The organism is Bradyrhizobium sp. 1200_D9_N1_1, from assembly GCF_052075915.1.
GTDB lineage: Bacteria > Pseudomonadota > Alphaproteobacteria > Rhizobiales > Xanthobacteraceae > Bradyrhizobium > Bradyrhizobium diazoefficiens.
In genome coordinates, this window is the sequence record NZ_CP197226.1 from 4,177,636 (window position 1) to 4,199,474 (window position 21,839).

A 21,839-nucleotide genomic window follows, 5' to 3' on the forward strand; every position below is an offset into this window, starting at 1 on the left:
TTAGCTTCATGGCTAACCAATTATCTCGACTGGACCAGATTTTTTCCGCGCTCGCCGACCCGACACGGCGGGCGATCGTGATGCGGCTCTGCATGGGCGAGGCATCCGTCGGCGAGCTCGCGGATCCCTTCGACATGGCGCTGCCGAGCTTCATGAAGCACGTCCATGTGCTGGAGACGAGCGGGCTCGTCCTGTCGGAGAAATCCGGCCGCGTGCGCACCTGCCGCCTCAGCCCGGACGCGCTCGTCGGCGCGGAGGACTGGTTCCAGCAGCAGCGCGCGATCTGGGAGGCGCGCCTCGACCGGTTCGAGGCTTACGTGATGAAGCTCAAGAAAGAGAAGGAGAGGGCGGCCGCCAAGCGGCCGTCCCGAACAACCAAACGGAAAGGTTCTGAGTGATGACGAATTCTGCCAATCCCGCTTTGTCGCAATGGTCGCTCGACCGCGAGATCGTGATGTCGCGCGTGATCGACGCGCCGCGCGATCTGGTGTTCGAGGCGTGGTCCGACCCAAAACATCTGCCGCAATGGTTCGGACCCAAGGGTTTCAAGATCGAGACCTTCGAGATCGACGTGCGGGTTGGCGGCGTCTGGCGCTTCAACATGATCGGCCCCGACGGCACCGTCTATCCGAACCGCATGCGCTTTCGGCGCATTGAGCGGCCGTCCTTGATGGAGATGGACCATGGCGTCGACCAGGACGACGATCCCGGCATGTTTCGCTTCACCATCACCTTCGCCGAGCAGAGCAACGGCAAGACCGTGCTGATGATGCGGCAACTGGCCTCGAGCACGGAGCAGCGCGATGGCATGATCAGTTTCGGCGCCGTCGAATACGGCTACCAGACGCTGGACAAGCTCGCGGCTTATGTGGGCGCGTTGAAGAGGTAGCTGCACCGTCAGTCGTCATGCCCGGGCTTGTCCCGCCTGCGCGGCCGAAGCCGCTCCGGCGAGGCGAAGGCCCGGGCATCCACGTTCTTCGTGCCGCGCGGTCAGGCGTGGATGGCCGGGACAAGCCTGGCCATGACGAGAGGAGGTCGATGGCGCCCCTCACTCGTCCACCTCGGCTGTCACTCCCCCTTCAGCCCGGCCTCGCGGATCAATCCGGTCCACCTCTGGGTCTCGCTGTCGATGAACTGGCCGAATTCGGCGGCGGTGCCGGTGCGCACTTCCAGGCCCTGGGCGGTGAGCTTGTCCTTCACGGCGGGGTCGGCGAGCACGCGCGAGACTTCGGTCTGCAGCTTGTCGACGATCGGCTGCGGCGTTGCGGCGGGCGCCATGAAGCCGAACCAGCCGGCGGCGATCACGTTGGGAAAGCCTTGCTCGCGCAGCGTCGGCGCCTGCGGATAGAGCGGGCTGCGCTCGCTGGAGGCGACGCCGAGCACGGCGAACTTGCCGCTCTGGATGTAGGGCAGCGCCGTCGGGAGTGCGGTCAGCGTGGCATCGACGCGGCCGGCGAGCAGCTCGGTGTAGGACGCCGCGTCACCGCGGAACGGGATGTTGAGACCCTTGACGCCGGCATCCCTGAACAGGAGCTCGCCGGCAAGATGCGGCTGCGAGCCGGCGCCGGGTGAGGCGAAGGTCAGTCCGTCCGGCTTCGATTTGCCGTAGGCGATCAGGTCCGGCAGCGTCTTGAACGGCGCGTCCGCGCTGATGATCAGGAACAGCGGCGCGATCACCGCCATCGCGACCGGCCGAAGATCCTTGCGATCATAGGTCAGCTTGCCGAACAGCGCCTCGGCGGTTGCATAGGGGGCCGCGACATAGAGAATGGTGTAGCCGTCGCCCGGCGCATGCGCGACGAGATCGTTCGCAATGCGCGTGCCGGCGCCCGGCTTGTTCTCGACGATGAATTGCTGGTGCAGGCTGCGGCCGAACTCTTCGGCGAGCAGACGCAGCGAGATGTCGTTGGAGCCGCCGGGCCCGTAGGGCGAGATCAGCCGCACCATGTGCGACGGCCAAACGTCCTCAGCGCGCGCGGAGACTGGAAGCCCGGACAGGGCAAGGGCGAGGGTGCCCAGCAATGTTCGGCGTGTGACGGTCATGTTGGCCTCCCGGTGGTGGAGCGCCAGTTGTCTTGTTCATTTCCTGGCCCTCTTCTTGTTTTGCTTTTGTGTCTCGGCCGCCGGCCCTGCCGCGCCGACGATGGCGCGGATACTGTCGGCGAGGGCGGCGATGCGCGGGCCGATCTCGGCCTCCAATTGGCCGGGCTGGAGCCGGAACGCCGGAATGCCGCAATTGATGGAGAACGACCGCCTCGTCTCATCTGCATGAAACAGCGGCGCGGCGACGGCGTGGATCGAGGCCATGTACTCGCCCCAGCAGGTGCAGAAGCCGCGGCTGGCGCATTGTGCAAGGCCGGCGCGATATCTGTCGCGAAAGGCCGACCACAGCTCGGCATCCTCGCTTGCGATCTGCTGTTCGAGCAGCGCTGCATCGGCCGGCGGCAAGGTCGCGGCCGCGGCGCGACCCATTGCCGTCATCACCACGGGAATGGGCATGCCGATGTCGGGGACGTGCGGGCCGACATCGCCGGAGCGCGCGGTCTCGACATAGATCATCGACGTGCCATCCAGCAGGCCGATCGAGACCGTGCCGCGCACGCTCTGCGCCAGCTCCATCATCATCGGGCGCGCGACCTGGCGGAACTGCATGTCGGCAAGCAGCGGATGCGCCATCCGCAGGGCGCGTGCCCCGACGCGGTATTTCGCACGTTCGGCGTCGTAGCGGAGGTAGCCGAGCTCGGCGAGCGTATGCGTCAGCCGTGCCACCGTCGGCCGCGGAAGCCCCGTCAGCGTCGACAGCTCCATGTTGCCGAGCTGCGTCGTTCCGGCCTTGAACGCCTCGAGCACCACGAGGCCCTTTGCCAGCGTCGTCGCGAACGCGGCGTCATCCGCGCTCGAAGCCAGCACTGCGGCCGCGGATGAGGAGGCGGGAGGCGGTTTGGACGCGGTTCGAGCCATGGGAGATTTAATGGACCCGCTCCGCTGGCTTGTCCAATAGATTCGACAATTTTGCCTCTTCCGTCCGATATGTGGATACACCCTCCGTCGTTACCGCGGGCAAAAAAGACGCGCGCGAGCCGAGCTGCACACAGATTTTTGTCGTGATTCCATGGCGTCCTGTGACAGGATTATTACGAATAGATGTCACATCGATTACAGCGGAGCGATTCATGTTGCAGTGGCAGGCGCGGTCAAATCCCCTCGCGTGGTGGTGGGGGTCGCTCACGCTCGTCAGCAGCGCCAACATCCTCGTCTGGTTCATGCTGTATCGCGAGTTCTACCCGACGGTTGCGGGCAGCGTCGGCGGCGGCTCCGACATCGGGCTGATGTTCCTGCTCTGCGCGGGGTATGTGTTCGGCTGCGCCTTCCGCTCGTTCCTGCCGCGCGCCGACGTGCAGCGCATCTGCCTGTTCGACACCTGGCTCTCGAGCGTCTTTGTCGGCCGCTCGGTCGCGACGGTGGCCGAAGTCTGCTTCGCCGCGCAATGGGCGGTGATCCTGCATCAGCTCGGCACCATGACGGGTGCCGAGACGGCCGTGAACATCGCGTGGGTGATCGTGCCCGTGATCATCATCGCGGAGTGTTTCTCGTGGTACGCGGTCGTGACCACCAACTATCTCTACAACGCGATCGAGAATTCGCTGTGGGCGGTGACCTTCTTCCTCGCCGGCATCGCGCTGTGCCGCCTGATGCCGGAATTCCAGGGCGTGGTGCGCTGGGCTCTGATCGCCGGCATCGTCGGCATCGCCTGCTTCCTCGCCTTCCTCGTCACCGTCGACGTGCCGATGTATCTCAGCCGCTGGCGGGCAGGGCATGCCGAGGGCGGCAGGTTCCTGGGCTTCCTCGAAGGCCTGCATGACGTCTCGACGCGCTGGGTGGTGACCCACGACATCGCGCACTGGAAGGGCGAGCTGACCTGGATGTTCCTGTATTTCAGCGCCGCGGTGTGGTCGAGCCTGGCGCTCTGCGCGCTCTACGCGATGGAAGGCTATCTGACGCGCTATCTCGCTTGAGGGTTGATTCCTATTTTGACGCGTTTTCTTAACGCGAACCGGTATCCACTTCGCTTGAAAACGCTTTACTTGCCGACCAGGCTGCACTTGCTGCGGTCGAGCGGGCGGAAGGCCTGGTCGGGCGGGATCGTCGCGACCAGCTTGACGAAATCCCACGGGCCTTTCGACTCTTCCGGCGTCTTGACCTGGACCAGATAGAGATCGTGCACCATGCGCTGGTCCTCGCGGATGCGGCCGTTGGTGGTGTAGGCATCCGACACTGGCGTCGCCTTCATCTTGGTCATCACGATCGCGCTGTCGTCCGTATCGGTGTCCTTGATGGCCTGCAGATAGTGGCGTACGGCGGAATAGACCCCGGCCTGGATCTGTGAGGGCATCGCCTTGCGGCGCGCATAGAACGCATCGGAAAATTTCCGCGCCGCCGGCGAGATATCCTCGAAGAACGAGGTCACGATAAGGTCGCCGCGCGTGGCCTTCAGGCCGACCGCTTCGATGTCGACATTCTGGAACGACATCGGCACGATCTTCATGCCCTGCGCGGCGAGCCCGAATTCTTCGGCCTGCTTGATCGCGGTGGCGTTGTCGCCGGCGACGTTGATCGCCAGGACCTTTGCGCCCGAGGACTGCGCCTGGAGCAGGAACGAGCTGTAGTCGGGCGTGCCGAGCTGGGCTTTAACGCTGCCAGCAACCTTGCCGCCAAGCTCGGTGATGCGGGCGCGCGCGGTCGCCTCGATCGAATGGCCGAAGGCGTAGTCGCCGGTGATGAAGAACCAAGGCTCCTTGCTGGTCTGCATGATGCCGGAGACCACGGCAGTCGCGGTGGAGTAGGCGTCCTGGGTCCATTGCACGCTGGTCGGCGCGCAGGCCTCATCCGTGAGCTGGTTGGCGCCGGCGCCGGAGACGAGGAAGATCCTGCCGTTGCCGCGCACCAGCTCCTGCACCGCGAGCGCCGCGCCCGAGCTGCCACCGTCCGCGATCGCCTGCACGCCGTCGCTGAACCATTTTCGCGCGAGTGAGCCTGCAAGGTCCGGCTTGTTCTGGTGATCGGCCTGCAAAATCTCGATGGGCTTGCCTTTGATCTTGCCGCCGAACTCCTCCGCCGCCATTCGCGCCGCCTCGACCGAGCCCGGACCCATGGCGGTGGCGAAAATCCCGTTCATGTCGGTGAGGACGCCGATCCGGATGGCGTCGCCTTTGATCTCGGCGCGTGCGGCGGTGCCTGCGAGCGCCAGCGTGATCAGCAGGATAGCGGCGGAGGTCGTGCGGTGAGTGGCCATGGCGTTTCCTGATTTTGTTGTCGTTTTGATTGAGCGACGTTGGCGGTCACTCCGGTTCGGCGATGACCTTGTTGCGCAAGGTTCCGATGCCGGAGATCTCGACCTCGACGGTGTCGCCGGGGCGCATCCACAACGGCGGCGTGCGCTTTGCGCCGACGCCGCCGGGCGTGCCCGTGACGATGACGTCGCCGGGGACCAGCGGGCAGATCGTCGAGATGTAGGCGATCAGCCCGGGGATGGCGGTGATCAGGAGATCGGTGGTGGTGTCCTGCACCACCGTGCCGTTGAGCCGGGTCTGCAAGGTCAGCTTTGACGGATCGGGAATTTCGTCCGCCGTCACCAGCCATGGGCCGAAGCTGCCGCTTTCGGCAAAGGTCTTGCCGGAGAGGAACTGGCTGGTGTGGCGCTGCCAGTCGCGGACGCTGCCTTCGTTGTAGCAGGAATAGCCGGCGATGTGGTCGAGCGCGCGGTTTGCGGGGATGTGCCGGCCTTGCTTGCCGATGACGAGCGCAAGCTCGCCCTCATAGTCGAAATCGTCGCTGACCTTCGGCTTCACGATCGGCTGGAGATGGCCGACCTGGCTGCAGGGGAAGCGAACGAAGAGTGCGGGCTTCTCGGTGACGATACGTCCGGTTTCAGCGACATGGTCGCGATAGTTCAGCCCGACGCAGATGATCTTGCCGGGATCGGGGATGACGGGCGCGAAGCTGACCTTGTCGAGGGCATGATCGGGCGCGGCGGACGCGACGAGCTTTGCCGCCTCGGCGACGCGACCGGCTTCAAGCAGCTGCCGCAGTGTCGTGCAGCCTGCCATGCGCGCGCCGAGATCGACGACGCCGTTGTCCTTGACGGCCCCGAAAGAGGCGCGGCTGTCGACGATGAAAGAGAGCAGCTTCATGAGAGTGTCCTTGGAAAGCGGGTTCGGTCAGGCCGCGGACGGCACGCGGGTTGGGGGAGTAACGGCGGCGACGAGTCGTTCGAACTCGGAATCGTTGCGGGCCGTGCCACCCACATAGCGGTCGGGACGGACCAGCGCGGCGATGATGCCGTGCTCACGCAGCCAGTGCCCGACGCCCTGGGCTTCGTCGCCGGTCAGGATTGCGATCCTGGCCGGCGACGGGGCAAGATGCGATGGCAGCGCGGCCGCGCTCTCGACAAGCAGCACATGGCTGTAGCCGGTCCGGTCATCGCTGCGGCGACCGTCGTTCAACTCGAACTGCGGTGCGAGATGCCCGGCCAGCGGCAGGCCGCCGAGCGCGAGCCCGGGGCCGAGCAGGGGCTTTTTCACCTCGAGTTTCACGGGCGCGTTGTCGCGCGCTTCGCCGGCGGCAAGGCCGGCCTCGATCGCTTTGGTGTTGATGATGCCGCCAAGGCGAATGGCGAGCTCGATGAACTCCCGCACATGCGGCTGGCGCTCGCTCTGATAGGTCTCCAGCAGATCAGGCGCGGCGCCGTCGCGGATGATCGCGCCGAGTTTCCAGGCAAGGTTGGCGGCATCGCGGATGCCGGCGCACATGCCCTGTCCGAGGAAGGGTGGGGTCTGGTGTGCGGAATCGCCCGCGAGCAGCAGCCGTCCGCCCCGCCATTGCTGCGCGATCACGGAATGAAAAGTATAGACAGCGGCGCGCTCGATCTCGGCGTCGTCGGGCGTGATCCAGCGCGACAGCAGTTCCCAGACCTTGGCCGGCTGCGCCACATCTTGCGAATCCTCGTCCGGCAACACCGTGATCTCCCAGCGCCGCCGGGTGCCGGTGCCGCGGACATAGGTCGCCGGCCGCCGGGGGTCGCAGTGCTGGATGCTGTAGTCGCCGAGGTCATCGCGGTCGCGCTTGAGCAGCACGTCGATCACCAGCCAGCGCTCGTGAAAGCCGAGATCGTCCATGCCGGAGCCGATGAAGCGGCGCACCAGAGAGCGGGCACCGTCGCAGCCGACCACATAGCCGGCACGGACTTCACCAAGCGTCCCGTTGGCAAGATCCTCGTAGCGGACGCGCACGCCAGTCTCGTCCTGATCCAGCGCGAACACGTCGCAGCGGTTGCGCAGGGTGACATGCGGCCAGCGCGCAAGGCCATGGATCAGCACGTCCTCCAGATCGGGCTGGTGGAAGCGATAGCTGAGATTCCATCCCATCGGCGTGAGCGTCTGCGGGCGCGACCAGTCCAGCAGCATCCGGCCGCCGGCGTCGAGAAAGAGCATCCCGGGGCTGAGGATGACATGCGGCAGGATCGCGTCGGCGAGGCCGATGGTCTGGAACACGCGCATGCATTCGTCGTCGAAATGCACCGCGCGCGGCAGGTGATAGGTCCGCGCCTCGCGCTCCAGTACCAGCGTCCGCATGCCGCACAGTCCGAGCAGATTGGCCAACGTGGCGCCAACCGGGCCGCTGCCGACGATCACGACATCAAACTCTTCGGGGATGGACTTATGTTGCATGGGGCTATCTCTTCCCCAAGCCGCGCCGCAGCATCAATGCCGTCGCGCCAAGTGTCCGCCCAGCGGACGGACCCCGCTAGACCTCGACCGGGATGGCCGATGCCGTTTCCTGAAGCTGTCCCGCAAATTGCGCCACCGCTTCTTCAATTCCGAGGGCCGAGCGGATCCAGATGATGGAGATGCAGCCGAACACGGCGCCGTTGCGCACGATGGGGACCGCGATCGAGGCCGTCTTGGGATTGTACTCGCCCTCGCTGCGGATGGCGTAGCCGCGGGCTTGCGTCTCGGCGATCATGCGGTCGAGGCGGCCTTCGTCGAGGAAGGGGCGGTCGTCGGCCTCGTCGATGCGGCGCAGATGATTGACGATCAGGTTGCGCTCGCGCGCAGGACAGGCGGCGAGATAGGCGCGGCCCGCGGACGTCCGCAACATCGGCAGGCGCTTGCCGATCATGCCGCGGTCGATCGAGAGCGGGCTGCGGGAGTGCGTGGTTTCCTGCACCACCATCGCGGCGTTCTCGTAAGTCGAGAGATCGACCGGCCAGACGAGGTTCTTGCTGAGCTCGGCGAGATAAGGCGCCGCCGCCTGGCAGATCACCACGCCGGGATCGTAGCCGTCGCCGAGACTGAGCGCGCGCCGGGTCACGCGAAAGCGGTCGTCGCTGGCGCTGCGGGCGACATAGCCAAGTTCCTCCAACGTCTCGAGCAGGCGATAGACGGTCGGGCGAGGCAGGTCGAGTGCGCGGGCGACGTCGCCCGCGCGGATGCCGCCGGACCGGTTGACCTCGTGCAGCACGTCCAGCCCACGCTTGAAGGCGCGGACGCCCTCCGACTGCCGCGGCGCTCCGGTCCGCGTCCGCTCCTTGGACACTTCGCATTTCCTCCCTTGTGCCGTTTCGCTCCGCGACTATCGTCATCGCAAACGAGAAGCGATTGCGGACGCCACCGTAGGAGCGTGCGCGGCCGGTATCAAGTTCGCCGCAGTGCGGCGGGTGCGATGCCCTCGGGAGGACGTCGATGGAAATCACCGCGCTCGGCTATGTCCGGATCAATTCATCCCAGCTCGATCAGTGGGGCCAAATGGCAACCCGGCTGCTCGGCATGCAGCAGGTCGATCGCGGCGGCAAGATGCGCGCCTTCCGCATGGACGATCGCAAGCAGCGGCTGATCGTCGACGGCAGCAGCGATGCCGGGTTGGCGGTGATGGGATGGGAAGTTCCCTCAACCGCTGAGCTCGATCAGTTAGCCGGGCGGCTGGAAAGCCACAGCGTGAAGGTGACGCGCGGCTCGCGCGCGCTCGCCGACGAACGCCATGTGGCCGAGCTGATCACGTTCGCCGATCCCGCCGGCAACCGGCTTGAGGCCTTCTGCAAGCCGGAGCTTGCGAGCGAGCCCTTCCAGCCCGGGCGGCCGATCTCGGGTTTTCGTACCGGCGCGCTCGGCATGGGGCACGTGGTGCTGAACGTCGAGGACGTCGAGCCGCTGTTGCCGTTCTACCGCGACGTGCTCGGCTTCCAGGTCTCCGATTTCGGGCTCAAGCCCTATGGGCTCTATTTCTTCCACGTCAACGGCCGCCACCACAGCTTTGCGATGGTAGGCTCCGGACGGAAGGCGCTGCATCATTTCATGGTCGAGCTCGGCAGCCTCGACGATGTCGGGCAGGGCTACGACCTCGCGCAGCTGGATGACGGCCGTATTGCCTATACGCTGGGGCGGCACACCAACGACCACATGACCTCGTTCTACGTGAATACGCCCTCGGGCTTCTTCATCGAATATGGCTGGGGCGGCCGCGTCATCGATCCCGAGACCTGGCAGCCGCACGAGACCTTTGACGGCCCGTCGCTATGGGGCCACGAGCGGCTCAACATGCCGGAGGAGCAGCGCAAGCGCCTGCGCGACATGAGGCTGGACGCCGCGGCCCGCGGCGTGCGCGTCGCCGACCCGCGTGTGCCGCCGCTGAACTGCGCATGGCTGGACGCGGTGGTCGCGCGCGAATGATCCGCCGCCAAGCGGGATATCGCAAGCGGCGATCAAGCCTTGCCGAGATCGACCTGCGTCAACAGTCCCTGACGCAGCGCCAGGCGGACCAGCTCGATGTCGGAGTCGACGCCGAGCTTGTCCTTGATCAGCGAATGCAGGTTTGCCACCGTCTTCGGGCTGACGTGGAGCGTCTCGGCGATCTCCTCCGTCGACTCCTCGGCCAGCAGCAGCCGCAGCACCTCGAACTCGCGCGGCGTGAGGACGTCGGCAGCCGAGCTCTCGCCGCTGATGCGGCTCAGTGCGAGTTCGTGGTCGATGTCGGGGCTGATGGCGATCCTGCCGGCGAGCACGTCCATCACCGCGCGCACCAGCGTTTCGGGCGGACTGGTCTTGGTGACATAGCCCCTCGCGCCGGCGCGGATCGCCTGCACGGCAAAGCCCGCATTCTGGTGCATGGTGAAGACGAGGATTCTCGCGCCCTTGTCCCACTGCCTGATCCGCCTGACAGCCTCGATGCCGCCGATGCCGGGCATGCTCAGATCCATGATGACGAGGTCGGGCGCCTCGGATTTGAAGAGACGGTAGGCCTCCGCGCCGTCGGCGGCTTCGGCGACGACGCGCAGGCCCGGCTGCTTCTGCAGCACCGAGCGATAGCCTTCGCGGACGACGGAATGGTCGTCGACCAGCAGAATGGTCGCATCGCCCGCGCTCATGCCGCCCGCTCCAGCACCGGCCGATCGGCCGCAACAGGGATGGTGACGCGCAGCGCGGTGCCGCCATGCGGTCCGGCCTCGAAGCTCAATTTGCCACGCAGAGCCGCGACGCGCTCGCGCATGCCGAGCAGGCCCATTCCGGATTTCGCGGCGGGATCGCTCGACCGTCCGTCGTCGTCGATCGCAAGCGCGATCTCGTCGGCACGCATCGTCAATTCCAGGCTCACCTTGGTTGCGCCGGCATGCTTGGCGGCGTTGGTGAGAGCCTCCTGCACGATGCGATAGAGGCTGGCGCTGATCGCGGCCGGCAGGGTCTCGAAGGCGCCGTCGAAGCGGATCGCAAACCGCGTTTCGCCGCGGCTGCGTCCGTTCCAGCCGGCGACCAGGCCTTCGAGGCTGGCGACCAGCCCGAGCTCTTCGACATCGGGCGGACGCAGCCTGAACAGCGTGCCGCGCAGCATCTCCATCATGCCGGTTGCGGTCCGCGCGATGCCGTCGCACTCGGACAGCAGGGAAGGGCAGTCCTGCACGGCGGTCTGGCGGGCGGATGCGGCGAGCGCGCGGATGGCGGCCAGTGACTGGCCGAACTCGTCGTGCAGCTCGCGCGCGAGATGGCGGCGCTCCTCGTCCTGGAGCGCGATCAGCTTTCGCGTCAGCTCGCTGCGCTCGGCAAGCGCGGTGTCGAGGCTTTCGGCGAGATGGTTGAAGACGTCGCGGATGGCGGAGAGCTCGGCGAGGTCGAACGGCGGCAGCCGCGCGGTGAGGTCATTGGCGGCGATCCGCTCGAGGCCGGTGCGGATCATGCGGGTGGGGCGCAGCGCCCGCGCCAGTGCCGCATAGACCAGCGCGCAGAGCAGCGGCAGTGCGATCGCAAGCGCGATCATCAGGCGGCCGGCCTCGTGCCAGGCCTCCGCCGTCTGCACGGCCGGATCGACCGAGACCACGGTCTCGCCGAGCTTCGCTCCGCGCACGATCACTGGCCGCGCTGCCTCACGGCCGGGGTCGAACAGGCTGCGATAGAAGGCCGCGAAGACCTGCGGCGGCGGGTTTGCCGGAGTAGGCGCGCCACTGCAGAACCGCTGGAGTATCTCGCCGCTCGTGCCACGGAATGCCAGGCACAGGCCGGGCGTCATCACATAGGCCGATACGGGGTCGAGGTTGGGGAAGTCCGAGCGCGGGTTCGCCACCCACTGGACCTTGCCCTGTTGCAGCTCCAGCGACTTCGCCACGATGGCGGCGATACCGTCGATGCGCGCATGCGCCTCGCGGTCGGCCGTGACAAGGAAATAGGCGGAGATCACGGCGAAGCAGGCGGCCGATATTGCGGCCACGCGCAACGTCAGACGGACCTTGAGATCGAATCTCGGGCGGTTCCACATCGGCAGGCACCTGGCGCGAACGGGTTTGTCGCCTGCGCATTAAACGGCAGAACGCAAGCGGCGGAAAGCGCTGTGCTCTACCGCAGTGCAACGTCGTGAAAATTTCCCGGCGTTCGCCGGGACGGGCACGGTTGCATGGCGAGAGGCGGCCATCCAGATTTTCGCGCCGCTCCGTCACACGAGGCCCGCTCATGCACCTGTCCCGGTTGATCTGCTCTGCTTTTCTCCTTGTCGTCCTCCCGGCGGCCTATTCGCCAGCCGGTGCCGGGGCGGCCATCGGCGTTGCCATGGACGATTTCAGCTATACCGATACGTCGGCCGAGCCGGCCAACCAGACCGCCGCCCATGAGCGGCGGCTGTCGGCGTTCATGGCGGCGCTCAGGCGGGATATCGGCGCGGATGGTCGCTACCGGCTGGCACCATCGGCCCAGGACGGTGCGGCGTTCAAGGTTATCGGCGGCATCCAGAAGACGAGCACGCTGGTGCAATGGGCCAAGGTCGCCGTGATCGACGTCGGCGCGAAGAGGCTCGTGATGGACAAGCTCTACACCTTCCGCGGCGACAATGATGAATCCTGGGAGCGCGCCGAGATTTTTGTCTCCCGCGAGGTGATGGCCGCGCTCAGCACGCCGGCGCCGGTCGCGCTGGCGGTGTTCGATTTCGAGCTCGAGGACACGACCGCAGCTTCGGCGGGCGCCTCGGCCGCTTCGGATGCGTCATACCTGGCCGAGGTCACCGGCAGCGTGCGTGAGGCCCTGGGCCAGTCCGGCCGCTACCGTATCGTCGATATCAGCGGCGAGGCGGTGAAGGCGCGTGCCTTGCGCGACTGTGGCGGCTGCGAGGCCGCGATTGCGCAAAAGCTCGGCGCGGACCAGTCGCTGATCGGCGTGGTGCGGCGGGTCAGCCGCACCGAATACACGCTCGGCTTCCAGCTCCGCGATGCCAGGACCGGGGCGGTGCTGGCGCGCGGTGACAGCGGCCTGCGCATGGGCGCGGACTATTCTTGGAAGCGCGGCGCCGTACGGCTGGTCAGCGACCGGCTGATCGAGAGCCAGGCAAAGCCCTAGAACGACAGCTGCACCTTCATCGACTGCGAACGGTCGCTGGCAAGCTCGAAGGCGGCGACCGCGTTCTCGAACGGCATGGTGGCCGTGATCAGCGGCTTGACGTCGATCAGGCCTTCGCCCATCAGGCGCACCGCGAGCTCGAACTCGGGATCGAAGCGGAAGGTGCCGCGGAGCTGCAATTCCTTGGCGACGATGGAGTTGATCGGCAGCGTCATCTCGCCGCCGAGGCCGAGCTGCACCAGCGTGGCGCCGGGCCTGAGCACGTCGAGCGCCGTGCGGAGCGCAGCCTGGTTGCCGGAAGCCTCGAACAGCGTATCGAACACGCCCTTGCCGGCGCGCCAGGGATCGAGCGCGGTGGCATGGGTCGCGACGTTGATGGCGTGAGTGGCGCCGAGCTTTCTGGCCACTGCCAGCGGCGCGTCGGCGACATCGGTCACCACGATCTCGGACGCCCCGCCGAAACGCGAGACCAGGATCATCAGTGCACCGATCGGGCCGCAGCCGGTGATCAGCACGCGCTTGCCGAGCAGGGGGCCGGCCTGCTTGCCGGCATGCAGGCAAACCGCGAGCGGCTCGGCGACCGCGGCCTCGGCCAGCGACAGCTTATCCGCGATCGGCACGGCCTGCGTCGCGTCGATCGTGAGGAACTCGCGAAAGCCGCCCTGCACATGGGGAAAGCGCATCGCGCTGCCGAGGAAGCGCATGTCGAGGCACTGGTTGCGCATGCCCTCCTGGCAATGCAGGCACTGGCCGCACGGCTTGCTCGGATTGACGGCGACGCGCGTGCCGGGCTTCACGCTGGTGACGCCGTCACCGACGGCCGCGACCACGCCGGCGATCTCATGGCCCAGCGCCATGGGCTGCTGGATGCGCACGACGCCGAAGCCGCCGTGATGGTAGTAGTGCAGGTCGGAGCCGCAGATGCCGCCATTGGCGATCTTGACGCGGACCTCGCCCGGGCCGGGTGCCGGATCGGGATAGCTGTCGATCCGCAGGTCTTTCGGGGCGTGAATGACGACGGCGCGCATGGTCTCTTTCCCTTAGCGTTTCGCGATCACATCGCGGCGATCATGCCGCCGTCGACATAGATGATCTGGCCGTTGACGTAAGTGGAGGCGTCCGACGCCAGGAAGATCGCCGCGCCGACCAGCTCGTCCGGTCTGCCCCAGCGCTTGGAGGGGATGCGGCCCATCAGCCAGTTGTTGAAATCGGTGTTGTTGACCAGCGCCTCGTTCATGTCGGTCAGCATGTAGCCGGGGCCGATCGCATTGGCCTGGATGCCGTGCTGGGCCCATTCCACCGCCATCGAGCGGGTCAGGTTCTTGATGCCGCCCTTCGCGGCCGTGTAGGGCGCGATGGTGGGACGTGCGAGCTCGCTGCCGAGCGAGCCGATATTGATGATCTTGCCGCGCTTGCGCGGGATCATGCGCTTGCCGGCCTCGCGGCCGATCACGAAGGCGCTGGTCAGGTCAGTCTCGATCACCTTGCGCCATTCGTCGGTGGTGAACTCGACCAGCGGCTTGCGGTGCTGGATGCCGGCATTGTTGACGAGAATGTCGACCTCAATGCCCTTCTTGTCGAAGTCATTGAACGCCGCGACGATCGCCGGTTCGTCGGTGACGTTGAACGCAGCACCTTCCGCCTGGTGGCCGGCGGTACGAAATTCGGCGACGGCCTGCTCGACGCGCTTGGGATCGACGCCGTTGATAATGATCTTGGCGCCGGCCTTGGCCATGCCCTCGGCGATGGCGCGGCCCAGCCCGCGGGAGGAGCCGGTCACGAGTGCGGTGCGGCCGGAAAGGTCGAAAAGGGCGGTGCTCATCTCAAGAAATCCTCAGACGTTGGAGCGGCGCACGGTGAGATCGCTGCGGTCGAATACCGCCGGCAGCAGGTCCACGCCAAGGCCGGGGCCTTCCATCGGGAAGACATAGCCGTCCTTGATAACAGGCATCGTGGTGACGAGCTCATTGTACCAGCCCTTGTAGAAGGCGCGCACCGATTCCTGGATCAGCGTGTTGGGCTGGCTGAACGACATGTGGATGGCGGCGATGAAGCCGATCGGGCCGATGCAATCATGAGGAGCAAAAGGCCGGTGATAGGTTTCGGCCATCGCGGCGATCTTGCGGCCCTCGGTGAGGCCGCCGGTCCAGCACAGATCCGCCATCACCACATGCATGGCGTCGCGGTCGAGCATGTCCTTGTAGGGGAAGCGCGAGCCCAGCGTCTCGCTGGCGCAGACCCAGACGTCGGTCGAGCGCGCATATTCGGCGAGCGCCTGCGGCGAGTTCATGCGGATCGGGTCTTCGTACCAGGTCGGCTTGTAGGGCTCGAGCGCGCGCGCGATCTGCTTGGCGGTCGGCAGGTTCCACAGCGAATGGAGCTCGACCATGATCTCCATCTTGTCGCCGACGGCCTTGCGGATCTTCTCGAACGGCTCGATCGCCCGTTTCATCTGCGCAGCGGTGATGTAGAGCCCCTTGTTCTCCTGGGCCGCCGGATCGAACGGCCAGATCTTCATTGCGGAGATGCCGCTCTCCAGAAGGCTTTCGGCGAGCGCGTCGGCGTGGTGCATGAAGCCGTCGAGGTCCTCATAGGGACCCTTGGAGGCACCGAGATTCCAGTTCGCGACCGGGCTGATATTGGTGGAGCGGACATATTGCGTGCCGGCGCAGGTGTTGTAGATGCGCTGCTTGTCGCGGCAGAGGCCGCCGAGCATCTGGTGTACCGGCTGATTGCAGACCTTGCCGAACAGATCCCACAGCGCGATGTCGATCGCTGAAGCGGCGCGATACTCGACACCGGTCGAGGATTGCGCCATCGGCAGGTTCAGCATGTCGCGGTGGATCGCTTCGATGTGCAGGGGATTGCGGCCGAGCAGTCGGCCGGCGAACGTATCGTGGATCTGCGCTTCGACCGCGCCCGCGCCATAGAAGGTTTCGCCGAGACCGATCATGCCCGTGTCGGTGTGGACGCGCACCCAGATGACGTTGGAAAATTCCTCGGTGCGCAGCGTCTCGATCGACGTGATCTTCACGGCAACAATCCTCCCATCACAGGCGCCTCGCGCCTGAAGTCTCATTTCGCACTGCAGCATGCCGCAGGTCGCGCCGAAGTCTTACGCCTGCTTGTAATATATCACAACATGTTTTAAGGGTGCCACAAATAGGGCGCCACCCAGCAATGAGAGCGCGGCTGACAGGAGGACGACATGGCACGGCGCAAGCGCGCGCTCGAGGTGGTGAGAAACGAGGACGACGGCGAGGGCAAGCCCTCCCGGCGCAACCGGCTCAACTTCTTCGAGCTGGCGTACCAGAGGATCGAAGAGCTCCTCGTCCACTGTGAGCTCAAGCCCGGACAATTCATGACGATGCTGGAATTGCAGCACATCACCGGCTTCGGTCGCACACCGGTGCATCACGCCGTCAATCGTCTGTCCGCCGACACGCTCATCATCATCCGTCCGCGCCACGGCCTGCACATCGCGCCGATCGATCTTGCGCGCGAGCGGATGCTGCTGGCCTTGCGCCGTGACATGGAGCGCTTTGTCGTCCGGCTCGCGGCCGATCGCGCCAGCCTGTCGCACCGTAATCAGGCGCTGCACATCGAGCGCCTGCTGCGCGAGCGCCGCGCCACCCTGACCCTCGACGAATTCAACCACATCGACCGCCGCATCGATGGGCTGGTGCTGGAGGCGGCCGGCGAGCCGTTCCTGGTGCATACGCTGCGGCCGCTGCACACGCTGTACCGCCGCATCGGCTACATCCACCACCGCTTCATGCCGGGCCAGGCCGATCTTTCCGGCACGATCGACCATCATCTCGCCATTCTCACTGCCGTCGCCAATCGCCGCGTCGATGACGCCGTGAAGGCGAGCGATGCACTGATCGACTACATGGGCGAGATGTTCACGGGCATGGAGACGGGGATCGACCCGCGCCTGCTCGATTGCAGCATCGAGCCGCTGCTCGGCGCGTAAAGAGTTCTGGAGAAAGGAAGAAGAATGTCGACGATGGCGATGCCACAACCGACCGCGAGCGAAGCCGCGGTCCGCTACCTGATCACGAACTACAGTCCCAAGGGTAACAAGGTCGGCTGGCTGATGATGGCCTCGATCCTCGTCGAGGCCTGGGATCTCTATTCGATCGCCTTCGTGCTGATCTTCATCAAGGAGCAGTACAATCCCGATCCGCTGATGCTGGGTCTTGCCGCCGCCGGTACGCAGGGCGGCGCGTTGATCGGCGCGCTGCTCGGCGGCTGGCTCTCCGACAAGATCGGCCGCCGCGTCATGTTCCTGGTGACGATGGTGCTGTTCATCGTGCTGGCGCTGGCGCAGGCTTTCGTGCCGACCGTCGGTTGGCTCGTCGTGATCCGCTTCCTGCTCGGCATTCCGCTCGGCTCCGATATCTCGACCGGCTACACCTACATCATGGAATCCATGGCCAAGGGTGAGCGCGAGGTCATGGGCAACCGCTGGCAGTTCATGTTCGCAGTCGGTGAAGTGCTCACCATCGGCGTCATCGTGATCTTCCTGCTGATCGACATGCAGCACGAGATGCTGTGGCGCGTGACGCTCGGCCTTGGCGCGGTGCCGGCGCTGATCATCCTGATCATGCGTCATGACGTGCCGGAGACGGCGGTGTGGCTGGTGCAGAAGGGACGCTACCGCGAGGCCAAGCAGGTCGCGCGCGAGATGTTCAACGACAATCTCGACATGCTGCCGGACCAGGATGTGGTGGTTCCGAAGACCAGCACGCGTGCGTTCCTCGCCGACCTCAAGAAGGATCCGATCCGCTGGCGCGCCACGGTCTACGGCTGGATCGCTTGTTTCACCCAGGCGAGCGAGTTCTCGACCTTTGCGTTCTACCTGCCCGTGCTGTTCGTGATGGTCGGTGTGTCGAGCGTGCTCGGCATCAATCTGGTGACGATGGCGCTGTTCTCCTTCGCCGCTCTGTCCGGGTGGGTCGGGCCGCTGTTGACGCCGAAGATCGGCCACCGCGGCATCGCGATCGCCGGCTTCTCGATCGTGATGGCCTCGTTGCTGGTCGCGGCCTTCGCGCTTTACACCGACAACAAGATCCTGCTGCCGTTCGCGGCCGCCGCGATGCTGTGGGGCCATTATTGGGATGCGTCGAACTGCATGACGATCCCGACCATGGTCGCCAAGCCGAAGTACCGCGGCACCGCCAGCGGCTTCGCCTACATGTTCGTGAAGCTGCCGTCGTTCCTGGCGATCTTCCTGTTCCCGACGGTATTCGCTGCGATCGGGCAGGCGAATGCAACGCTGATGGTCGCGATCTTCCCGCTGATCGGATTGCTCGCCGCCATCTTCATCCTGCCGGAAGTGTACGGCTACGAGAACGACTGAGGATGCGCTGCCCGGTCGCGGCCGTTATGGCCGCGATCGGGCTTTTCCAGCTACGGGCTCAGGAAGACGGGATCGATCCCGGTCCCATGGCTGAGCAGGCCGATGGCCTGAAGCTGGGCGGCGTGCAGGTCGATTTCCACGATGGCGAACAGGGCCAGCAGCGCCACGACGGAGAAGACGAGCAGGGGATGGGATGTCTCCCCGCGGCCTTCAGCGGGCGCGATGAAGCTCCGGATTTCGCGACGCAGGGAAAAGCGCTGCGGCAGCGCCTTTGATTGAATCTGCATGATGAACCTTCCTTGCCGCGGCATGTATCGCGCGACAAGTGAACTCTAGCCGCGGTAGCCCCGCCGGCATTGATGCACCGCAAACAATTGCACTTGATTGGTCGGCGGGTTCGGCCGCGACTACCTGATCGCGGCAGCCAGCGCGGCGACCAAAGCGGGCGGCGTCACCAGCAGACCCAGCTTGAGGAACGGCCAGGCGCCAACCTCGATCTTCTCCCGCCGCAGCGCGACCAGCCAGAGGATGGTGGCGAGCGACCCTGTTACCGACAGATTGGGGCCGAGGTCGACGCCGATCAGGATGGCGCTGACGACGGGCGCGGGCAAATGATCGCTGGCGGCGACCGAGCCGGCGACGAGGCCGACCGGAAGATTGTTGGCGACATTGGTGGCGAATGCGGTCGCGATGCCGACGCTCCAGGCAGCTTTCGGGATCGATTGCGCGACCGCTTGGTGCAGCAGCGCGCTGAGCTGCCCGATCACGCCGGTCTTCACCAGCGCTTCCACCAGGACGAAGAGCCCGCCGACCAGCGGCAGCACGCTCCAGGGCACGCCGCGCAGCACAGGCAAAGGTGACTGCTGGCTGATCAGCAGCACGATCGCGGACGTCGCCACGCCGCAGATGAAGGTCGGCAAGCCGAGTTGCCTGTCGAGCGCGGAGGCCGTGACCAGCACGATTCCGATCGCGATGATGCCCACGGCTGTGAGCTTGCCGCCGCGGCTGAGCTTCGGATGCGGCACGCTGCGCGCGATGGTCTCTTCCTTCAGCGCGCGGTGCTGGGTCAGGCGCAGAACGACATAGGTGAGCAGGATCGAGGCTGCCGAGGGCAGGGCGAACAGGCGCAGCCATTCGGTCAAATGCGGCATGCGCGCGCCGAACACGACGAGGTTGGCCGGGTTGGAGATCGGTAGCACGAAGCTTGCGGCATTCGCGATGAAGGCGCAGACGAACAGATAGGGCAGCGGCTTGGCGCCGGCCGCGCGCGTCGCGGCATAGACGGCGGGTGTCAGCACGATCGCGGTGGCATCGTTGGAGAGCAGCACGGTGACAAGGGTGCCGACGAGATAGATCAGCAAAAACAGCCGCTGCGGCGATCCGTCTGCATATTCCACCGCGAGCGCGGCGAGATAGTCGAACAGGCCCTCGAGCCGCGCCAGTTCGGCGATCAGCATCATGCCAATCAGGAAGAGATAGACATCGACGCCCTTCCCAATGCCGAGAAGCGCATCCTGCCACGGCAGCAAGCCGAGCAGCACGAGGGCGCCAGCGCCGATCACGGCCCAGATCGCTTCGGGGAGGCGGAAGGGACGGATGATGACGCCGGCGGTCGCGGCGACGATGATGCTCCAGGCCCAGATGGCGTCAGACGGCACGTTCAGTCCTTGAGGTTTGGTCGGCTCATTCGGCAGCGATAGCTGATGTCGGCGGCGCTGTCTTCCCCAGCGGCGGCAAGGTTCCATGCCGCGTCTCGGGCAAGGCGACAAGGCAGACGATCGCGCCGATCGCAGCGACCGCGCCGAGCGTGATGAACGCCGCGCTGTAGCCCGCACCGACCACGACGAGGCCCGCAAGCGTCGTCGACAGCGCCGCGCCGATGCTCTGGGCGGTGATGACCGCGCCCTGCGCGACGTTGAAACGTCCGGTGTTGCGCATGAGGTCGGCGACAATGACGGGGAAGATCGCCCCGAAGATACCGGCGCCGACACCGTCGAGAAGCTGCACGCCCACCAGCCAGAACGGATTGTCGGAGAGCGTGTAGAGCTCTCCTCGAATGGGCAGTATCAGCAGCGCAGCGAGGAAGAAGCGCTTGTGGCCCCAGCGGTCGGCCCTGGCGCCGACCAGCATCGCGAACAGCACCATCACCACTTGGGCTGCGACGATGCAGGCCGACATCAGGCTGGTGCCCATGTTCTTGTCCTGGAGCGCGAGCTTCTGGCCGACCAGCGGCAGCATTGCCGCGTTGGAGAGATGGAAGAGCAGGACACAGATCGCGAAGACGAGCAAAGGGCGACAGGTGAGGAGCACCGCGAGGCCTGACGGCTGTTCGCTCCGTGTATCGGCGTCGTGCAGCCCGCGGGCGAGGTCGTGGTCGATGGCCCGTTCGGGGATCGCAAGGATGCTGACAAGGCTTGCGATTGCCATGGCGCTGAGAAGGTAGAACACCACGGTCGGGCCAAACCAATAGGCGGAGAGGCCGGCAAGACCCGCCGCGACCGCGTTGCCGGCATGGTTGAAAGTTTCGTTGCGGCCGATCCGCCGGGTGAAAGCGGCGTGGCCGAAGATGCCGAGCGAGACGGCGGCGATCGCCGGTGGAAAGACCACGGCGGCGGCCTGCGCGATGCCTTGCGAGATTGCGACCGGCACGAAGCCGGGGAACAACGGCAGCGACAGCGATGCAAGCGTCACCATGATCGCGGCGACAACCATCACCAGCCGCTTCGCCCGGGTCGCATCGACCAGCGCGCCGGCCGGTGTCTGCGCCACGATACCCGCGACTGTGGCAATCGACATCACGAGGCCGATGCGCGCCTCGTCCCAGTGCTGCTCGGTGAGGAGATAGACGGCAAGATAGGGCCCAAGCCCGTCGCGGACGTCGGCGAGAAAGAAGTTGGCCGCATCCAGCGCGTGCCCGGCCTGCCTTGCCTGTTCGGGATCTCGGCTCGACATCAGTCTCTCGATCGAGGCGAGAAGCGCCCCGGCAGCAACGGATGTCACGGCAGCTTTGTTCCGCGTCAAAACTTCACCGCGAGCAGCACCGCGCCGGCGCCGATCATGGCGATGCCGGTCCAGCCCTGCGCTGTCGGACGCTCGCCGAGGAAGGCGAACGCGAAGAGAGCAACCAGAACGACGCTGAGCTTGTCGATCGGCGCCACCAGCGTGGCGGGGCCAAGCTTCAGCGCGCGAAAATAGCACAGCCAGGATGCGCCGGTCGCGAGCCCCGACAGCACCAGGAACAGCCAGGTCCTGGACGAGATCGCCGAGGGCACGGCGAATTGCCCGGTGAAGAACAGCAGTACCGAAAAGGCGAGCAGCACCACGATGGTGCGGATGAAGGTCGCCAGATCCGGATTGATGTTCTCGACGCCGACCTTGGCGAAGATCGCGGTCAGTGCGGCGAAGCAAGCGGACAGCAGCGCCCAGGTCTGCCAGGCGGAGAGGAGGGCGGGTTTCATGTCGTCAAGTTCCGTTGCTTTGGGACGGGGCGCCAGCGCCGTCATTACGAGCGCAGCGAAGCAATCCAGCGTCTTTCCGCGGAGGCAGCCTGGATTGCTTCGCTGCGCTCGCAACGACGGAGTCTGTGGGAGCTTTGTGCAACTATAACA

At 65.8% G+C, this 21,839-nt stretch carries 22 protein-coding genes; 7 read left to right on the top strand and 15 right to left on the bottom strand.

Features of this window, described 5'->3' with window-relative positions; genetic code table 11:
* Nucleotides 1-8 precede the first annotated feature (8 nt).
* Nucleotides 9-398 (top strand): ArsR/SmtB family transcription factor, encoded by a 390-nt coding sequence (locus tag AB5K84_RS20105; protein ID WP_028171449.1) that lies wholly within the window; start codon nucleotides 9-11, stop codon nucleotides 396-398.
* Nucleotides 398-889, top strand: coding sequence for an SRPBCC family protein (locus tag AB5K84_RS20110; RefSeq protein WP_028171450.1), 492 nt, complete (start codon nucleotides 398-400; stop codon nucleotides 887-889). Before AB5K84_RS20105 ends, AB5K84_RS20110 begins: the two co-directional genes overlap by 1 nt.
* A 179-nt stretch (nucleotides 890-1,068) precedes the next feature.
* Here the strand turns inward: AB5K84_RS20110 and AB5K84_RS20115 are convergent, their stop codons facing one another.
* Both AB5K84_RS20115 and AB5K84_RS20120 read right to left on the bottom strand, forming a co-directional pair.
* Complete coding sequence (locus AB5K84_RS20115) at nucleotides 1,069-2,043, bottom strand: Bug family tripartite tricarboxylate transporter substrate binding protein (protein ID WP_028171451.1); 975 nt, start codon at nucleotides 2,041-2,043, stop codon at nucleotides 1,069-1,071.
* A 36-nt stretch (nucleotides 2,044-2,079) separates the two neighbouring features.
* Nucleotides 2,080-2,961, bottom strand: a complete 882-nt coding sequence (locus AB5K84_RS20120; protein WP_110116322.1) for an IclR family transcriptional regulator — start codon at nucleotides 2,959-2,961, stop codon at nucleotides 2,080-2,082.
* A gap of 212 nt (nucleotides 2,962-3,173) precedes the next feature.
* On the opposite strand from AB5K84_RS20120, the gene AB5K84_RS20125 reads away from it, so the two are divergent.
* Entirely contained in the window at nucleotides 3,174-4,016 is an 843-nt protein-coding gene (locus tag AB5K84_RS20125; protein ID WP_028171453.1) for a hypothetical protein, read from the top strand.
* A 65-nt stretch (nucleotides 4,017-4,081) separates the two neighbouring features.
* Here the strand turns inward: AB5K84_RS20125 and AB5K84_RS20130 are convergent, their stop codons facing one another.
* The 4 genes from AB5K84_RS20130 to AB5K84_RS20145 all read right to left on the bottom strand — a co-directional run bounded on the left by AB5K84_RS20130 (nucleotide 4,082) and on the right by AB5K84_RS20145 (nucleotide 8,595).
* The gene (locus AB5K84_RS20130; protein ID WP_110116321.1) at nucleotides 4,082-5,293 is read right to left on the bottom strand and encodes an ABC transporter substrate-binding protein; all 1,212 of its coding nucleotides are present in this window, start codon (nucleotides 5,291-5,293) and stop codon (nucleotides 4,082-4,084) included.
* 46 nt (nucleotides 5,294-5,339) lie between these two features.
* Nucleotides 5,340-6,191: a fumarylacetoacetate hydrolase family protein gene (locus AB5K84_RS20135; RefSeq protein WP_110116320.1), complete on the bottom strand. Its 852-nt coding sequence runs from the start codon at nucleotides 6,189-6,191 to the stop codon at nucleotides 5,340-5,342.
* A gap of 27 nt (nucleotides 6,192-6,218) precedes the next feature.
* On the bottom strand, nucleotides 6,219-7,727 hold the full coding sequence (mhpA, locus tag AB5K84_RS20140; RefSeq protein ID WP_110116319.1) for a bifunctional 3-(3-hydroxy-phenyl)propionate/3-hydroxycinnamic acid hydroxylase MhpA: 1,509 nt from the start codon (nucleotides 7,725-7,727) through the stop codon (nucleotides 6,219-6,221).
* 76 nt (nucleotides 7,728-7,803) lie between these two features.
* On the bottom strand, nucleotides 7,804-8,595 hold the full coding sequence (locus AB5K84_RS20145) for a DNA-binding transcriptional regulator (RefSeq protein WP_028171456.1): 792 nt from the start codon (nucleotides 8,593-8,595) through the stop codon (nucleotides 7,804-7,806).
* Between the two features lie 146 nt (nucleotides 8,596-8,741).
* Between AB5K84_RS20145 and AB5K84_RS20150 the strand changes: the two genes are divergently transcribed.
* Nucleotides 8,742-9,725, top strand: coding sequence for a VOC family protein (locus AB5K84_RS20150; RefSeq protein WP_162603580.1), 984 nt, complete (start codon nucleotides 8,742-8,744; stop codon nucleotides 9,723-9,725).
* A gap of 32 nt (nucleotides 9,726-9,757) precedes the next feature.
* Here the strand turns inward: AB5K84_RS20150 and AB5K84_RS20155 are convergent, their stop codons facing one another.
* Together AB5K84_RS20155 and AB5K84_RS20160 are read right to left on the bottom strand one after the other, a co-directional pair.
* Nucleotides 9,758-10,420, bottom strand: coding sequence for a response regulator (locus AB5K84_RS20155; protein WP_028171458.1), 663 nt, complete (start codon nucleotides 10,418-10,420; stop codon nucleotides 9,758-9,760).
* On the bottom strand, nucleotides 10,417-11,799 hold the full coding sequence (locus AB5K84_RS20160) for a sensor histidine kinase (RefSeq protein WP_110116318.1): 1,383 nt from the start codon (nucleotides 11,797-11,799) through the stop codon (nucleotides 10,417-10,419). Before AB5K84_RS20160 ends, AB5K84_RS20155 begins: the two co-directional genes overlap by 4 nt.
* Before the next feature lie 191 nt (nucleotides 11,800-11,990).
* On the opposite strand from AB5K84_RS20160, the gene AB5K84_RS20165 reads away from it, so the two are divergent.
* Nucleotides 11,991-12,866, top strand: coding sequence for a DUF3280 domain-containing protein (locus AB5K84_RS20165; protein ID WP_162603579.1), 876 nt, complete (start codon nucleotides 11,991-11,993; stop codon nucleotides 12,864-12,866).
* Here AB5K84_RS20165 and AB5K84_RS20170 read toward each other — a convergent pair.
* The 3 genes from AB5K84_RS20170 to AB5K84_RS20180 are packed head-to-tail and all read right to left on the bottom strand — an operon-like array spanning nucleotide 12,863 to nucleotide 15,900.
* Nucleotides 12,863-13,894 carry an L-idonate 5-dehydrogenase gene (locus tag AB5K84_RS20170; RefSeq protein WP_110116316.1) on the bottom strand — a complete coding sequence of 344 codons (1,032 nt, stop codon included), beginning with the start codon at nucleotides 13,892-13,894 and terminating at the stop codon, nucleotides 12,863-12,865. The genes AB5K84_RS20165 and AB5K84_RS20170 overlap by 4 nt on opposite strands.
* Nucleotides 13,895-13,920: 26 nt before the next feature.
* Nucleotides 13,921-14,688 carry an SDR family oxidoreductase gene (locus AB5K84_RS20175; protein ID WP_028171461.1) on the bottom strand — a complete coding sequence of 256 codons (768 nt, stop codon included), beginning with the start codon at nucleotides 14,686-14,688 and terminating at the stop codon, nucleotides 13,921-13,923.
* Nucleotides 14,689-14,700: 12 nt separating this feature from the next.
* Complete coding sequence (locus tag AB5K84_RS20180) at nucleotides 14,701-15,900, bottom strand: mandelate racemase/muconate lactonizing enzyme family protein (protein ID WP_038967093.1); 1,200 nt, start codon at nucleotides 15,898-15,900, stop codon at nucleotides 14,701-14,703.
* 174 nt (nucleotides 15,901-16,074) lie between these two features.
* Between AB5K84_RS20180 and AB5K84_RS20185 the strand changes: the two genes are divergently transcribed.
* Both AB5K84_RS20185 and AB5K84_RS20190 read left to right on the top strand, forming a co-directional pair.
* Entirely contained in the window at nucleotides 16,075-16,842 is a 768-nt protein-coding gene (locus AB5K84_RS20185; protein WP_110116315.1) for a GntR family transcriptional regulator, read from the top strand.
* Between the two features lie 24 nt (nucleotides 16,843-16,866).
* Nucleotides 16,867-18,231 (top strand): MFS transporter, encoded by a 1,365-nt coding sequence (locus AB5K84_RS20190; protein WP_011088030.1) that lies wholly within the window; start codon nucleotides 16,867-16,869, stop codon nucleotides 18,229-18,231.
* Nucleotides 18,232-18,281: 50 nt separating this feature from the next.
* Here the strand turns inward: AB5K84_RS20190 and AB5K84_RS20195 are convergent, their stop codons facing one another.
* From AB5K84_RS20195 to AB5K84_RS20210, 4 genes are all read right to left on the bottom strand, one after another.
* Nucleotides 18,282-18,518: a hypothetical protein gene (locus tag AB5K84_RS20195; protein ID WP_162603578.1), complete on the bottom strand. Its 237-nt coding sequence runs from the start codon at nucleotides 18,516-18,518 to the stop codon at nucleotides 18,282-18,284.
* A 120-nt stretch (nucleotides 18,519-18,638) separates the two neighbouring features.
* Entirely contained in the window at nucleotides 18,639-19,889 is a 1,251-nt protein-coding gene (locus AB5K84_RS20200; RefSeq protein ID WP_162603577.1) for an arsenic transporter, read from the bottom strand.
* A gap of 25 nt (nucleotides 19,890-19,914) precedes the next feature.
* Nucleotides 19,915-21,183, bottom strand: a complete 1,269-nt coding sequence (locus AB5K84_RS20205) for an MFS transporter (protein ID WP_110117320.1) — start codon at nucleotides 21,181-21,183, stop codon at nucleotides 19,915-19,917.
* Nucleotides 21,184-21,248: 65 nt separating this feature from the next.
* Nucleotides 21,249-21,689 carry an EamA family transporter gene (locus AB5K84_RS20210; protein WP_011088026.1) on the bottom strand — a complete coding sequence of 147 codons (441 nt, stop codon included), beginning with the start codon at nucleotides 21,687-21,689 and terminating at the stop codon, nucleotides 21,249-21,251.
* Nucleotides 21,690-21,839 lie beyond the last annotated feature (150 nt).

Excerpts from the sequence above, each read along its gene's own strand:
- AB5K84_RS20105 (WP_028171449.1), top strand. The coding sequence starts at position 9 with ATGGCTAACCAATTATCTCGACTGGACCAGATTTTTTCCGCGCTCGCC.
- AB5K84_RS20110 (WP_028171450.1), top strand. The coding sequence starts at position 398 with ATGACGAATTCTGCCAATCCCGCTTTGTCGCAATGGTCGCTCGACCGC.
- AB5K84_RS20115 (WP_028171451.1), bottom strand. The coding sequence starts at position 2,043 with ATGACCGTCACACGCCGAACATTGCTGGGCACCCTCGCCCTTGCCCTG.
- AB5K84_RS20120 (WP_110116322.1), bottom strand. The coding sequence starts at position 2,961 with ATGGCTCGAACCGCGTCCAAACCGCCTCCCGCCTCCTCATCCGCGGCC.
- AB5K84_RS20125 (WP_028171453.1), top strand. The coding sequence starts at position 3,174 with ATGTTGCAGTGGCAGGCGCGGTCAAATCCCCTCGCGTGGTGGTGGGGG.
- AB5K84_RS20130 (WP_110116321.1), bottom strand. The coding sequence starts at position 5,293 with ATGGCCACTCACCGCACGACCTCCGCCGCTATCCTGCTGATCACGCTG.
- AB5K84_RS20135 (WP_110116320.1), bottom strand. The coding sequence starts at position 6,191 with ATGAAGCTGCTCTCTTTCATCGTCGACAGCCGCGCCTCTTTCGGGGCC.
- mhpA (WP_110116319.1), bottom strand. The coding sequence starts at position 7,727 with ATGCAACATAAGTCCATCCCCGAAGAGTTTGATGTCGTGATCGTCGGC.
- AB5K84_RS20150 (WP_162603580.1), top strand. The coding sequence starts at position 8,742 with ATGGAAATCACCGCGCTCGGCTATGTCCGGATCAATTCATCCCAGCTC.
- AB5K84_RS20155 (WP_028171458.1), bottom strand. The coding sequence starts at position 10,420 with ATGAGCGCGGGCGATGCGACCATTCTGCTGGTCGACGACCATTCCGTC.
- AB5K84_RS20160 (WP_110116318.1), bottom strand. The coding sequence starts at position 11,799 with ATGTGGAACCGCCCGAGATTCGATCTCAAGGTCCGTCTGACGTTGCGC.
- AB5K84_RS20165 (WP_162603579.1), top strand. The coding sequence starts at position 11,991 with ATGCACCTGTCCCGGTTGATCTGCTCTGCTTTTCTCCTTGTCGTCCTC.
- AB5K84_RS20170 (WP_110116316.1), bottom strand. The coding sequence starts at position 13,894 with ATGCGCGCCGTCGTCATTCACGCCCCGAAAGACCTGCGGATCGACAGC.
- AB5K84_RS20175 (WP_028171461.1), bottom strand. The coding sequence starts at position 14,688 with ATGAGCACCGCCCTTTTCGACCTTTCCGGCCGCACCGCACTCGTGACC.
- AB5K84_RS20185 (WP_110116315.1), top strand. The coding sequence starts at position 16,075 with ATGGCACGGCGCAAGCGCGCGCTCGAGGTGGTGAGAAACGAGGACGAC.
- AB5K84_RS20190 (WP_011088030.1), top strand. The coding sequence starts at position 16,867 with ATGTCGACGATGGCGATGCCACAACCGACCGCGAGCGAAGCCGCGGTC.
- AB5K84_RS20195 (WP_162603578.1), bottom strand. The coding sequence starts at position 18,518 with ATGCAGATTCAATCAAAGGCGCTGCCGCAGCGCTTTTCCCTGCGTCGC.
- AB5K84_RS20205 (WP_110117320.1), bottom strand. The coding sequence starts at position 21,183 with ATGTCGAGCCGAGATCCCGAACAGGCAAGGCAGGCCGGGCACGCGCTG.
- AB5K84_RS20210 (WP_011088026.1), bottom strand. The coding sequence starts at position 21,689 with ATGAAACCCGCCCTCCTCTCCGCCTGGCAGACCTGGGCGCTGCTGTCC.